General features: G+C 61.5%; 10 protein-coding genes. 9 read left to right on the top strand and 1 reads right to left on the bottom strand.

What is annotated here, in order from left to right; genetic code table 11:
- Positions 1-11 precede the first annotated feature (11 nt).
- The 6 genes from hflC (at position 12) to AWB69_RS07670 (ending at position 6930) form a co-directional block, all read left to right on the top strand.
- Complete coding sequence (gene hflC, locus AWB69_RS07695; protein WP_062083923.1) at positions 12-926, top strand: protease modulator HflC; 915 nt, start codon at positions 12-14, stop codon at positions 924-926.
- 41 nt (positions 927-967) lie between these two features.
- The gene (locus tag AWB69_RS07690) at positions 968-1159 is read left to right on the top strand and encodes a DUF2065 domain-containing protein (RefSeq protein WP_031356417.1); all 192 of its coding nucleotides are present in this window, start codon (positions 968-970) and stop codon (positions 1157-1159) included.
- 193 nt (positions 1160-1352) lie between these two features.
- Positions 1353-2504 carry an ATP phosphoribosyltransferase regulatory subunit gene (locus tag AWB69_RS07685; RefSeq protein ID WP_062083920.1) on the top strand — a complete coding sequence of 384 codons (1152 nt, stop codon included), beginning with the start codon at positions 1353-1355 and terminating at the stop codon, positions 2502-2504.
- A gap of 174 nt (positions 2505-2678) precedes the next feature.
- Positions 2679-4025: an adenylosuccinate synthase gene (locus AWB69_RS07680; protein WP_062083918.1), complete on the top strand. Its 1347-nt coding sequence runs from the start codon at positions 2679-2681 to the stop codon at positions 4023-4025.
- A 103-nt stretch (positions 4026-4128) separates the two neighbouring features.
- Positions 4129-4689, top strand: coding sequence for a phosphoribosyltransferase (locus AWB69_RS07675; protein WP_062083916.1), 561 nt, complete (start codon positions 4129-4131; stop codon positions 4687-4689).
- A 348-nt stretch (positions 4690-5037) separates the two neighbouring features.
- Positions 5038-6930 (top strand): potassium transporter Kup, encoded by a 1893-nt coding sequence (locus AWB69_RS07670; RefSeq protein ID WP_062084087.1) that lies wholly within the window; start codon positions 5038-5040, stop codon positions 6928-6930.
- A gap of 109 nt (positions 6931-7039) precedes the next feature.
- Here AWB69_RS07670 and AWB69_RS07665 read toward each other — a convergent pair whose 3' ends face one another.
- Complete coding sequence (locus AWB69_RS07665) at positions 7040-9409, bottom strand: Tex family protein (RefSeq protein ID WP_062083914.1); 2370 nt, start codon at positions 9407-9409, stop codon at positions 7040-7042.
- Between the two features lie 212 nt (positions 9410-9621).
- Between AWB69_RS07665 and AWB69_RS07660 the strand changes: the two genes are divergently transcribed.
- The 3 genes from AWB69_RS07660 to AWB69_RS07650 all read left to right on the top strand — a co-directional run bounded on the left by AWB69_RS07660 (position 9622) and on the right by AWB69_RS07650 (position 13374).
- Positions 9622-10671 carry a colicin transporter gene (locus AWB69_RS07660; protein ID WP_331712662.1) on the top strand — a complete coding sequence of 350 codons (1050 nt, stop codon included), beginning with the start codon at positions 9622-9624 and terminating at the stop codon, positions 10669-10671.
- Between the two features lie 75 nt (positions 10672-10746).
- Positions 10747-10974: a DUF465 domain-containing protein gene (locus AWB69_RS07655; RefSeq protein ID WP_062083911.1), complete on the top strand. Its 228-nt coding sequence runs from the start codon at positions 10747-10749 to the stop codon at positions 10972-10974.
- Positions 10975-11151: 177 nt separating this feature from the next.
- Positions 11152-13374 carry an ATP-dependent DNA helicase gene (locus AWB69_RS07650; RefSeq protein ID WP_407923022.1) on the top strand — a complete coding sequence of 741 codons (2223 nt, stop codon included), beginning with the start codon at positions 11152-11154 and terminating at the stop codon, positions 13372-13374.
- Positions 13375-13457 lie beyond the last annotated feature (83 nt).

The raw sequence follows: 13457 nt of genomic DNA, 5'->3' as shown, positions 1-13457 counted from the left end.
GGAGCGCGAACATGAATCGAATTATTGCGCTCGTAGTTGCTGTGGTCGCCGTGCTGTTCATCGGCTCGTCCATGATGTTCGTGGTCGACGAACGTCACGCCGGCGTGGTCTCCGCGCATGGCGGCGGTACGCCCACGCTGGTCACGCCCGGCCTCCATTTCAAGCTGCCGCCGCCGTTCCAGACACTGACGCTGATCGACACGCGTACGCTCACGCTCGACGAAGCAGGCTCGGACCGCTTCAATACGTCGGACAAGAACGAGGTGATCGTGAATACGGTCATCAAGTATCGGGTGGCCGATCCGCTGAAGCTGTTCGAAAGCAACGAGAAGAACACGCAGACGGCTCAGGAGCGGCTCGCCGCGCTCACGCGCACAGCGTTGACGTCGTCGTTCACGAAGCGTTCGCTGACGGACGTGCTGGGTGAGCAGCAGGCTATTGCGAGCGAAGCGCAGAAGGAAATCGAACAGCCGGCAGCGGCGTTCGGCGTGGAGCTTGTCGATTTGCAACTGACGCGCATCGACTTTCCGCCGGCGGTGGCCGACTCGGTCTACAAACGCATGATCGCGGCGCGCCAGCAAGCGGCGGCCCAGGAACGCGCGAAGGGAACGGCTGATGCCGATGCGCTGAAGGCGAGCGCGGAGCGCCAGCAGGAAGCCATTCTCGCCGATGCCTACAAGGAAGCGCAGACCATCAAGGGTGAGGGCGACGGCCGGGCTGCGTCCATTGCTGCCGATGCATACGGCGTCGATCCGCAGTTCTACCAGTTCTATCAAAGCCTCGAAGCGTATAAAAAGACCTTCAATGCTGGTGACGTGATGGTTGTCGATCCGAGCAGCGATTTCTTCCGCTTCATGCGCAGCCCGAATGGTGCTGCGCCGAGCGGAACCGATGCCACCACCCCGGCGCTCGCGCATAAGCGCTGAGTCCCAAGCGTCGCGGCGCGAGCCGCGACGCCTTCAATCGAATGGATATGGCTGCATCGTTACTGCTCGCGATTGCGTTGATGCTGATTATTGAGGGGATGTTTCCGTTCGTCTTCCCTAACTCCTGGCGCGACACGTTCCGCCGGATCGCACAGCGGCCGCCGCACCAGATTCGTATTGGTGGCCTGATCGCCATGGTGCTCGGCGTGATCCTGCTGATTATCGCGACGTGATGCCTGCGACGTGATGCCTGCGACGTGATGCTCGCAACACGACTCTTGCAACACGTTTGTTGCACTATGATTCGCGGCCGGTAAATTCAATGCGGGTTGACCCGCAGCACCTGGTCGCCCATGGATTCAAAGCTTATGCTGACCCGCGGCAATTATCACCGCCGCGCTCAAACGCTCCGTAGGAAACGCACTGATGTCCACCTGGTTACTTCCCGAGAATATCGCCGACGTCTTGCCGTCCGAGGCTCGCAAGATTGAAGAATTGCGCCGTCGGCTGCTCGACCGCTTTCGTTCGTATGGCTACGAACTCGTGATGCCGCCCATGCTCGAGTATCTCGAGTCGCTGCTCACCAGCGGCGGCAGCGACCTGAACCTGCGCACCTTCAAGCTCGTCGACCAACTGTCCGGCCGCACGCTCGGCCTGCGCGCGGACATTACGCCGCAGGTTTCTCGTATCGACGCGCATCTGCTGAATCGGCAGGGCGTGACGCGCCTTTGCTACGCGGGCAACGTGTTGCATACCCGTCCGCGCGGTTTGCACGCTACGCGCGAGCAGATCCAGATCGGCGCGGAAATTTACGGGCATGCCGGACTGGAAGCGGATCTCGAGATCCAGCAACTGATGCTGGATTCGCTGCGCCTGAGCGGTCTCGATAAAGTGCGCCTCGACCTGTGTCACGCGGGTGTTTTGTCGGCATTGCTGGACCTGGAACCGGCTGCGGCCGCGCTCGGTGAAGCGCTGTTCGACGCGCTCGGGGCGAAGGACGTGCCACGCCTGAACGAACTCACGGCCAAGCTCGGCGATGTGACCCGGGACGCGTTGCGCGCGTTGCCGTCGCTGTATGGCGACGCTTCCGTGCTCGACGAAGCGCGGGCCCGGCTGCCGAATCTTCCGGTGATCGGCCGCGCACTGGACGACCTCGCGTTCCTCGCGGCCCAGGCGAATGGTGCGGAACTGATGATTGATCTCGCCGATCTCCGAGGTTACGCGTACCACAGCGGTGTGATGTTCTCGGCGTACGTTGACGGCGTCCCGAACGCGGTGGCGCGTGGCGGCCGTTACGACGACGTTGGCCAGGCCTACGGCCGTGCGCGCCCGGCGACGGGTTTTTCGCTGGATCTGCGCGAAGTCGCCCGTATTTCTCCCATCGATGCCCGCGGCAGCGCGGTCCTCGCGCCATGGAAGCATGACGAACCGCTGCTCGCGGCGGTTGCGCAATTGCGCGATGCGGGCGAAGTGGTGATCCAGGCGTTGCCGGGGCACGACCATGATCTCGACGAGTTCGCGTTCGACCGCGTGCTGGTCGAGCGCGACGGAAAGTGGGTTGTAGAGGCCCGTTCCTAGCGGTTTTGCGGTTTACCGGAGCGCCTTTTAGGGGCACACAGCGGCAAACCGCAGACAAAACTTTTGCCGGATCCGATTGATTCAAAATCAATACGCGTTCGCAAATACCGGGAAAAACTCGGAACCTTCCGCGAACATAGGTAAAATGCTTTTTTAACCAGCTATCAAATTGACATGTCTGCCAGCGCAGTGAATGTGAACCCGGGGCGCAACGTCGTCGTGGTCGGCACCCAGTGGGGTGATGAGGGCAAGGGCAAGATCGTCGACTGGTTGACGGACCACGCCCAAGGCGTCGTGCGCTTCCAGGGCGGCCATAATGCCGGCCATACGCTGATTATCGGCGGCAAGAAAACCATCCTTCGACTGATTCCCTCGGGCATCATGCGCGCCGGCACCGCCTGTTACATCGGCAACGGCGTCGTGTTGTCGCCGGAAGCGCTCTTCAAGGAAATCGGCGAGCTGGAGTCGGTGGGTGTCGATGTCCAGAAGCGTCTTTTCATCTCCGAAGCCGCCAACCTGATTCTTCCGTATCACATCGCTATTGACCAGGCGCGCGAAGCGCGGCGCGGCGCGGCGAAGATCGGCACGACCGGACGCGGCATTGGCCCGGCGTATGAAGACAAGGTCGGCCGTCGCGGTTTGCGCGTGCAGGACCTGTACGACCAGGCCGTATTTGCCGAGCGCCTGCGCGAAACTCTCGATTTCCACAATTTCGTACTGACCGGTTATCTGGGCGCCGCTGCGGTGGATTACCAGGAAACGCTCGATACCATGTTCGGCTACGCCGAGCGCCTCGCGCCCATGGTGACCGACGTTTCACGCCGTCTCTACGACGAAAACCACGCTGGCCGCAACCTGCTGTTCGAAGGTGCGCAAGGCACGCTGCTCGACATCGATCACGGCACGTACCCGTATGTCACGTCGAGCAATTGCGTGGCGGGCGCGGCAACGGCTGGCGCGGGCGTGGGTCCGCAAAAGCTCAACTACATCCTTGGCATTACGAAAGCGTATTGCACGCGCGTGGGCGCAGGCCCGTTCCCGAGCGAACTGTATGACGCGGACAACGTGAATCGCCAGGAGCAGGTTGGCCTGACGCTTGCGACCGTCGGCAAGGAATTCGGTTCGGTGACCGGCCGTCCGCGCCGCACCGGCTGGCTTGATGCCGCCGCGCTGCGCCGCTCGATCCAGATCAACGGTATCTCGGGCTTGTGCATGACGAAGCTCGACGTGCTCGACGGTCTGGACGAAGTGAAGCTTTGCGTGGGCTACAAGCTCGACGGCAAGGATGTCGACATCCTGCCGCGCGGTGCGTCGGAAGTCGCGCGTTGCGAGCCGGTGTACGAGACGTTCGGCGGCTGGAAGGAAAGCACCATTGGCATCACGCAATGGGACAGCTTGCCGGCCAATGCGCGTGACTATCTCTCGCGGATCCAGGAAGTGGCGGGCGTGCCTATCGACATGGTGTCGACCGGTCCGGACCGCGACGAAACCATCCTGCTGCGTCATCCGTTCAAGGTTTAAGTAGCCTGGACGTGTAGCAACGACCGAAGTGGCCGCGAATCAGCGGCCACTTTTGCATATTCAACAGACGTACATAGCTGTACATATTGAAAAGAGTTTCACCATGATCGCGATGAAAGATCCGCGCAACGACGACCGGAATCTGTGGGTCGGCTGGGATGAATATCACCGGCTGATCGAACTGCTCGCGCTCGGCGTGCATGACTCGGGCTGGAAGTTCGACAATATCCTGTGCCTCGCACGTGGCGGCCTGCGGGTCGGTGACCAGCTTTCCCGCATCTATGACCTGCCGCTCGCCATCCTGGCAACGAGCTCATACCGTGAGGCGGCCGGCACGGAGCAGGGCGCGCTCGATATCGGGCAATACATCACCATGACGCGCGGCGAGCTGTCCGGCAACGTGCTGCTTGTAGATGACCTGGTTGACTCCGGCGTGACGCTTTCGCGTGTGCAGCAGCATCTGAAAGACCGCTATCCGGCGGTCACGGCTGTGCGCTCCGCCGTGCTTTGGTACAAGGGCTGTTCCAAAGTGAAGCCTGATTATTATGTGCAGTTTCTCGAAACGAATCCGTGGATTCATCAACCATTCGAAGAGTGGGACACGGTCCGCCCGCATAACCTCGGTGCGTGGATCAAGCGCGGTGTCCAGGACGAGCGAGGCTGATTCAAGTCCCGGGCGTGTTCAAGCCGTGCAGGCGGCAAATGGTCACACAGCGGGTCATCCCGCGGGTCACACAGCGTTCACGTAACGTTCATTTAGCGCTCACGTAGCACAACGAAACTGAAACAAAATACCGTTCGATTTGCCTATCCGGTGCAATCGAACGGTATTTTTTTGCCCATTGCCGGGTGAGCGCCGGAAAGCGTCGCCCCTGCACCTTCGGGGCCTTACCGCAATGCTAAACTGCCGCTTCGCTCCGGTCGTCGCGGTATCGCAACAGGCCGGTCGGGCGCCGCCCGCAACGTTAGAATGGCGTTCGTTTTTTTCCGCTTCGGACGGCTTCCCGCGTTTATGAACAATACGACTCACGCGCACGAGCGCAAACAGCCGCTACCTGCCCTGGCGCTTGCCGCAATCGGCGTAGTGTTCGGCGATATCGGCACCAGCCCGCTGTACGCAATGAAAGAGGGCTTCAGCAAATCGCACGGTATTGAGCTGACCGACGCTTCCATCCTCGGAGTCATCTCTCTGTTGTTCTGGGCGATCATGATCGTGGTTTCCATCAAATACGTGCTCTTCGTGATGCGCGCCGACAACAACGGTGAAGGCGGCGTACTCGCGTTGATGACACTTGCGTTACGCACGTTGAAGGGGTCGGGACGCGCAAGCGGCGTGCTGATGATGCTCGGCATTTTCGGCGCATGCATGTTCTACGGCGACGCCGTAATTACACCGGCCATGTCGGTGATCTCGGCGGTGGAAGGGCTGGAGATCGTTTCTCCGGCGCTTGCCGAATGGGTGATCCCGATCACCATTGTCATCCTAGTGATGCTGTTCTGGATCCAGCGTCGTGGTACGTCGGTGGTCGGCAAGCTCTTCGGCCCGATCATGGGGCTGTGGTTCCTGACGCTGGCCGTGCTTGGCGTGTATCACATCGTGCAAGTGCCGCGCGTGCTGATAGCGTTGAATCCGTATTACGCCTTTTCGTTCATGGCGGCCCACGTGCTGCAGGCGTATATCGTGCTCGGGTCGGTTGTGCTGGTGCTGACCGGCGCAGAAGCGCTGTATGCCGATATGGGGCACTTCGGCGCCAAGCCAATTCGCTACGCGTGGTATGGCCTCGTCATGCCGTCGCTGGTGCTCAATTATTTCGGCCAGGGTGCGTTGCTGATGCACTCGCCGGAAGCCGCCGAAAGTCCGTTCTTTCTCCTGGCGCCGCAATGGGCTCTCTTGCCCCTGGTGATCCTGTCGACGGTAGCTACAGTGATCGCATCCCAGGCCGTCATCTCAGGGGCGTATTCGCTGACGAGCCAGGCAATCCAGCTCGGCTACGTGCCACGCATGAAGATCCTGCATACGTCGGATCTGGCGATCGGGCAGATCTATATTCCGGTCGTGAACTGGATGCTGTTGTTCGTCATCCTGTGCATCGTGATCGGCTTCAAAAGCTCCGAGAATCTCGCGGCCGCCTACGGGCTTGCCGTCACCGCGACCATGCTCGTCACCACCATTCTCGCGTCGGTCGTGATGACCAAGCTGTGGGGCTGGAACAAGTTTCTGGTGGGCGCGATCATCAGCGTATTTTTTATCGTCGATGTCGGCTTCTTCGGCGCCAGCCTTCTGAAGATCGAGCAGGGCGGCTGGCTGCCGCTGGGTATTGGCGGCGTGCTGTTTTTCCTGCTGATGACGTGGTTCAAGGGCCGCATGATCGTGAAGGAGCGGACCGCCGCCGATGGTATTCCGTTGATGCCGTTCCTGCAGGGACTGCTCGCGCATCCGCCGCATCGGGTGTCGGGTACTGCAATCTACCTGACCGGTAACGACACGCTTGTGCCTGTCAGCTTGTTGCACAACCTGAAGCACAACAAGGTCCTGCATGAACGGACCATCTTCCTGAATTTCATCACGCGCGATGTGCCGTATGTCGACGACGCCACGCGCGTGGAAGTGAAGGACGCGGGCGGCGGGCTCTTTCTCGTGAAGGCGCAGTACGGTTTTAATGAAACGCCCGACGTGAAGGCGGTGTTGGTCGACATTGGCCGTACGCACGACATGACGTTTGAAATCATGGATACGTCATTTTTTATGGCACGAGAAACGGTCGTGCCGACGCAGTTGCCGGGTATGTCGGTGTGGCGCGAACGGGTGTTTGCGTGGATGCATCAGAATGCTGCGAAGCCGACTGACTTCTTCAGTATTCCCGCGAATCGGGTGGTCGAGCTAGGGACGAAGATCGAGATTTGATGGCCGTGTGTCTCAGACCGGCACACACTTGTTAAGGTAGCCAAATAGAAAACGGCCCGTCGCGTGAACTGACGGGCCGTTTTCGTTTCTATCGAGCCGTATCGCTCGTTTATTTTTTCAGCTTGGCAAACGCCGCCGCCATCGCGCTGGCCGCTTCCGGTTCGCGTTTGCCGCCGCTATTACCGCCGCTATTGCCCCGGATATCGCGGGCGCTGCCTCCGCCGCCCGCGCCACTACGGCGGTCTTGCGTGCCGCGTTGCTGTTGCTGCGCTGGCGCGCCGTCGGCGGCGAAGTCATCGTCCAGACGCATGGTCAGCGCAATCCGCTGGCGCTTCACGTCGGTCTCCAGCACTTTCACCTTCACCACCTGACCGGCTTTCACCACCTCGTGCGGGTCCTTGATGAATTTCGTCGACATCGCCGATACATGCACCAATCCATCCTGATGCACGCCGATATCAACGAATGCACCAAACGCGGCCACGTTCGTGACCACGCCTTCCAGGATCATGCCCGGCGTGAGATCGGAGAGTTTCTCGACACCGTCGCGGAATGTGGCCGTCTTGAATTCAGGACGCGGATCGCGGCCCGGTTTTTCCAGCTCCGCGAGGATGTCGCGCACCGTCGGCAGACCGAACCGCTCGTCGACGAATTCTGCCGGCGACAAGCCCGCCAGGGCTTCGCGCTTGCCCATTACGTCGGCGGCGTGCTTCTTGATCCTGGCCAGTATCCGTTCAACGACCGGATACGCCTCCGGGTGCACCGACGAGCGGTCGAGCGGATTTGAGCCATTGTTGATGCGCAGGAATCCGGCGGCTTGCTCGAAGGTTTTATCGCCGAGACGGGGCACTTTCTTCAATTGATCACGCGATGCAAACGGGCCGTTGGCATCGCGGAAATCGACGATGTTGCGCGCCAGCGTGGCGTTCAATCCCGACACGCGCGCAAGCAGCGCAACCGACGCGGTATTGGCGTCCACGCCGACCGCGTTCACGCAGTCCTCGACAACAGCGTCGAGCGAGCGGGCGAGGTCGCGTTGATTGACGTCGTGCTGATACTGGCCGACGCCGATCGCTTTCGGATCGATCTTGACGAGTTCCGCGAGCGGATCCTGCAGCCGGCGGGCAATCGACACCGCGCCGCGTAGCGTGACGTCGAGGTCAGGAAATTCCTTCGATGCCAGTTCGGATGCCGAATAAATCGATGCGCCCGCTTCGGACACGACGATCTTCTGCAGCTTCAGTTCCGGATGTTTCGCGATCAGTTCGCTCGCGAGCTTGTCGGTCTCGCGCGAGGCCGTGCCGTTGCCGATACTGATCAGCTCAGCCTGCGTCTGCGCGGCGATCCGCGCGAGCTTGGCGAGCGAGCCGTCCCAGTCGCGACGGGGTTCGTGCGGATAGATCACGTCGGTGGCGAGCAGCTTGCCGGTGCGATCGACCACGGCCACCTTCACGCCGGTACGCATACCGGGATCGAGACCGATTACGGCTTTCGGACCTGCCGGAGCGGCGAGCAAAAGGTCCTTCAGGTTGCGTGCAAACACGCGAATAGCCTCGGCTTCGGCTTCCTCGCGCAAATTCGTCAGCAGATCATTTTCGATGTTCGGCTGCACCTTCACGCGCCAGCACCAGCGGCACACGTCGGAGAGCCATTTATCGGCCGGCCGGCCCTGATTCGCGATGCCCACGTGACGCGCGATCAGCGCTTCGCCCGGATGCGGCACTTGCGCGTCGAGCTCCTCGCCCAGGCCCAGCTTGACCATCAATACGCCGGCGTTGCGTCCGCGAAATAGCGCAAGCGCCCGGTGCGACGGGACGGTGCGGATGGTTTCCGAATAGTCGTAGTAGTCGCGGAATTTCTCGCCCTCTTCGGTTTCTTTCCCTTCGACGACGGTCGAAATCACGCTGCCTTGCTTGAACAGGTAATCGCGGACCTTACCGAGAATTTCCGCCGTTTCGCCGAACTGCTCCGAGAGAATGTCGCGGGCGCCATCGAGCGCGGCCTTGATGTCGGCGACACCTTTTTCTGCGTCCACGTAACGCGCCGCTTCTGTCTGCGGATCGAGTGTCGGGTCGGCGAGGAGAGCATCCGCAAGCGGTTGCAGGCCGGCTTCGCGGGCAATCTGCGCGCGCGTGCGGCGCTTCGGTTTGTAGGGAAGATACAGATCTTCGAGCACCTGCTTGCTGTCGGCGCCTTCAATGGCCGCGCGCAGCTCGGGCGTGAGCTTGCCCTGTTCGTCGATGCTCTGGACAATCGTTGCGCGCCGGTCTTCCAGCTCGCGAAGATAGATGAGCCGTTCCTCGAGATTGCGCAATTGCGTGTCGTCGAGATTGCCCGTCACTTCCTTTCTATATCGGGCGATGAATGGAACTGTGGAGCCTTCATCGAGAAGTTGCACCGTGGCGGCGACCTGCCGCGGCTGCACATTCAACTCGGTGGCAATGCGCTGGACAATCTTGAGTGCTACGGTTTCCGTCATGGGGGTCTGCGTCAGCCTGCTGGCTCATCAAGGGCTTTTCGTGCCGCGCATTTCACGTTAAGCCGCGCGAACACGTTTGCCGGGTTGGTGAAGCGGGGCATTTTGCCATAAATGCCGGAGGGCTCCGGCGCGCGGTGATAGAATTTCAGGATTGTAGAGGCTGCTTTTTCACTACCTTGTCCGTCTCCTTGTCTATCACGCTGGCTATCACGTTGCCGACTTCCCGCCTTTCGCCCGCTTTGCCGACTGCTCCAGTCGATTCGTTCGCCTCGACCGGTCCGGCCGCCGTATCGGGAGGCGATGTTGCCGCCATCGTGCGGCCGGCCGTTCTGCTGCCTGTTCTGCCGCCTGAAGTGTCGCGGCAGGTTTTCCCGCTCGCCCGGTCCGTCGCGGCAATATTGTTCGCGCTGGCCTGTGCGAGTGCCGGCACGACCGCCATGGCGCAGACACCGAAGCCCATGAACCCGGGCACGTCGGTTGTGCAAACGCCGCTCGACGAAGCAGGCGCGCAAGGCAATGCCGCGCAAACGGCATCGGGCGTCCCGGCAAGCCAGGTGGCGGGTGCGGTCGGTGCCAGCGGTGTGACCGGTGCGAGCGCAGTGCAAGCTACTGCCGATGCAAACGATTTCACCACGCGTCAGAAGGCACTGGATGTTCGCACCGCGGAGAATAACTATCTCTATGCGGTCAAGCAGCACGATTGCTACAGCACTTTCTTCGTGAATCACTGCCTGGACAAGGCGCGCGACGCCAAGCGCGAAGTAGGCGCGCAGATTCGCAAGGAGCAGCTGGCGCTCGACGACGAACAACGTCTGCAGCACGCACAGCAGCGGGACCAGCAAGCCGCGATCAAGAGCGCGCAGTACGCGTCCGAAGCACCGCAGCGCGCGGCGAACGAGAAGGCGAGTGAAGAATCGTTCGCCGAGAAGCAGCGCCAGAACGCATTGTCGGAGGCGCAGCGGACGGCGGAAGCGCCGCAGCGCGCGGCGAACCAGGCCGATTACGACCGCAAGCAGGCGGATTACCAGAAGAAACTTGCCGACGCCGCAGCGCGTGGCGTGCAGGACGCAAAGGACCGCGAGGACAAGGCGGAACGCTTTGCGGCCAAGCAACGTGACGCTGCCGAGCACCAGACGGAAGTTCAGTCCCGGCAGAAGGAAGCAGCCGTCAAGCAGCAACAGCGTGCGCAGCAGGAAGCCGCTGACCAGGCGCACCAGGAACAACTCAAGCAGCAACAACAGCAACAGCAGCAACCGAAGTAAGCCGGGACCGGACAGCAACCTCGGGCGACGCCGCCAGTGACGTGAAGCGGCTCGCCGCGACCAGGGGAGACGAGTATGCATGCATATCCTGCAGCAGCAGTCGACACAGGCACGATCCGCGAACGTATCGGGCAACTGGAAGCGGAGCACCACGGCCTGAACAGTCTTATCGGCAAGATGGCTGAGGTTCCCGGCATCAACGACTTCGAGATCAGGCGCCTGAAGAAGCGCAAACTCAAGGTCAAGGACACGATCATCCTGCTGCAATTGCAGTTGGAACCGGACACGCGCTCAAACACGTGATGCGCACGTGACGCGGACGTAACATACGCGTGGCCCGGAAGAAATTCACGTCAGCCTCCCTTGGCGCCCAGCCGGCAAGGACAAGCCTGGCGACCGACACCCGTCATAAGCCGGAACACGAGCAGGAACGCCCCTTTGAATTCGCCTGACAATGCCCTCACAGAGAACGCGGAATCCGTGCTGAAGCCGGCCGCGAAGGCGGGTGTCGTCGACACGACGCTTTCGCTCACGCTCGCACCGAAGCGCCGCACTGAACTCGACGCGATTTTTGCCGCCGAGGGTCTGTTGGCGCGGCAAATCGACGGTTATCGCTCGCGTGCCTCCCAGGTCGACATGGCGCGCGCTGTTGCGGCTGCCATGGAGGCGTCCGGGCGCGCCATGCCCGAACCCGCGATGTTCGACACGCAACGCCGTCCCGCGCGCAAGCTCGGGCCATCGGATGCGCCGGTCGTTCATGAAGAGGGTGCGGACGAACTCGGCGTGGCGACGGCATCGACGGGAATCGATGGCGGCGAGAACACGCTGATCGTGGAAGCGGGCACGGGCACCGGCAAGACCTTCGCCTACCTCGTGCCGGCCATGCTGTGGGGCGGCAAGGTGATCGTCTCGACCGGCACGAAGCACTTGCAGGACCAGCTATTCCAGCGTGACATTCCCACCGTGCGCGACGCGCTTGCGGTGCCGGTGTCAGTCGCCATGCTCAAAGGACGCGCGAATTACCTGTGTCATTACTACCTGCAACGCACCGCCGATAACGGCCGTTTGCCCACGCGGCAGGACACGGCGCATCTGCAGGAAATCATCCGTTTCGCCAAGATCACGCGCACCGGCGACAAGGCCGAGCTCGCGAGCGTGCCGGAAAACTCGCCCGTCTGGCCAATGGTCACGTCCACGCGCGACAACTGCCTCGGTCAGGAATGCCCGCAGTACAAAGAGTGTTTCGTGATGCAGGCGCGGCGCGAAGCGCAGCAGGCGGATATCGTGGTGGTGAACCACCATTTGTTCTTCGCCGACGTCATGCTGCGCGATACCGGCATGGCCGAATTGCTGCCAACGGCAAACACCATCATCTTCGACGAAGCGCATCAGTTGCCCGAGACTGCGACGTTGTTTTTCGGCGAGACGGTATCGACCACGCAGTTTCTCGAACTCGCCCGCGATGCGGTAGCAGAAGGCTTGAGCCACGCCCGCGATTTCTCCGACTGGACGAAACTCGGCGCGGCGCTGGAACGTGCGGCGCGCGACGTGCGGCTGGCGTTTAAAGAAGATTCAGTGCGTATGTCGCTTGGTCAGCTCGCCGGCGACCATCCGCTATTCGACGCACTCGATACGCTGGAAGAGCATCTGGATGCGCTCACCAAGGCGCTTGGCGAGCACGCTGAGCGGGCTGAGTCGCTTGGTGCGCTTGTCCGCCGTGCGCGCGAATTGCAGGGCTTGCTGGGTGGCTGGACCGCACCGCCGATTTCCGTCGAAAAGGCGGTCGCAGAGGAAGCGGAGGCGACGGCGAAAGGGGATCCGAACGAGATGGTGCGTTGGATCGAAGTGTTCTCGCATACGGTGCAGTTGCACGAGACGCCGCTTTCCGTCGCGCCTATTTTTTCGAAGCAGCGTGCCGGTGTGCCGCGGGCGTGGATTTTTACGTCGGCGACGTTGTCGGTGCGGGGGGATTTCACGCATTACGCCGCGCAAATGGGCCTGAACGCGCGTCGTTCAATGACGCTGCCCAGTCCCTTCGATTACCCGGAGCAAGGCCTGTTGTACGTGCCGCGTAACTTGCCGCAGCCGTCGTCGCCGAATTTCACCGACGCTGTGTTCGACGGCGCGTTGCCTGTTATCGAGGCATCGAAGGGCGGTGTGTTTTTTCTGTGCACGACGTTGCGTGCGGTCGACCGGATCGCAATGCGTTTGCGTGACACGATCGAGCAGCGCGGCTGGGACTACCCGCTGCTCGTACAGGGCGACGCCAGCCGCACCGAATTGCTCGACCGTTTCCGTTCCTATGGCAACGCGATCCTGGTGGGTAGCCAGAGCTTCTGGGAAGGCGTGGATGTGCGTGGCGATGCGCTGTCGCTGGTGGTTATCGACAAACTGCCGTTCGCGCCGCCCGATGACCCGGTGTTGTCGGCCAGGCTGGATGCGTTGACCAAGAAGGGGTTGAGTCCATTCGCCGTGCATCAGTTGCCGCAGGCGGTGATCACGCTGAAGCAGGGCGCCGGCCGGTTGATTCGCGCGGAAACGGATCGGGGCGTGCTGATGATCTGCGACACCCGTCTCGTCGATAAACCCTATGGCCGACGTATCTGGCAAAGCCTGCCGCCGTTCAAGCGCACGCGCGAACTGGAAGTGGTGCGCGCTTTCTTCTCCGATCCGGAAACGGCGGTGGCTCAAGAAGACGAATGAGCGTGGCGTTTCAAAGGCTGCCATCAACCTGCAGCTCGACGCATGGACGCTCGGGCGCCTAGCGGGAAATGTTTGAGTCGCCA

Origin of the sequence: Caballeronia udeis (genome assembly GCF_001544555.2) — a bacterium.
Classification (GTDB): Bacteria; Pseudomonadota; Gammaproteobacteria; order Burkholderiales; family Burkholderiaceae; genus Caballeronia; species Caballeronia udeis.
This window is presented reverse-complemented; position numbering and strand designations above follow the sequence as displayed.

Bases quoted from the DNA above. Each gene is read 5' to 3' on its own strand.
- AWB69_RS07665 (WP_062083914.1), bottom strand. From the start codon at position 9,409: ATGACGGAAACCGTAGCACTCAAGATTGTCCAGCGCATTGCCACCGAG.
- AWB69_RS07690 (WP_031356417.1), top strand. From the start codon at position 968: ATGGATATGGCTGCATCGTTACTGCTCGCGATTGCGTTGATGCTGATT.
- AWB69_RS07670 (WP_062084087.1), top strand. From the start codon at position 5,038: ATGAACAATACGACTCACGCGCACGAGCGCAAACAGCCGCTACCTGCC.
- AWB69_RS07680 (WP_062083918.1), top strand. From the start codon at position 2,679: ATGTCTGCCAGCGCAGTGAATGTGAACCCGGGGCGCAACGTCGTCGTG.
- AWB69_RS07655 (WP_062083911.1), top strand. From the start codon at position 10,747: ATGCATGCATATCCTGCAGCAGCAGTCGACACAGGCACGATCCGCGAA.
- AWB69_RS07675 (WP_062083916.1), top strand. From the start codon at position 4,129: ATGATCGCGATGAAAGATCCGCGCAACGACGACCGGAATCTGTGGGTC.
- hflC (WP_062083923.1), top strand. From the start codon at position 12: ATGAATCGAATTATTGCGCTCGTAGTTGCTGTGGTCGCCGTGCTGTTC.
- AWB69_RS07685 (WP_062083920.1), top strand. From the start codon at position 1,353: ATGTCCACCTGGTTACTTCCCGAGAATATCGCCGACGTCTTGCCGTCC.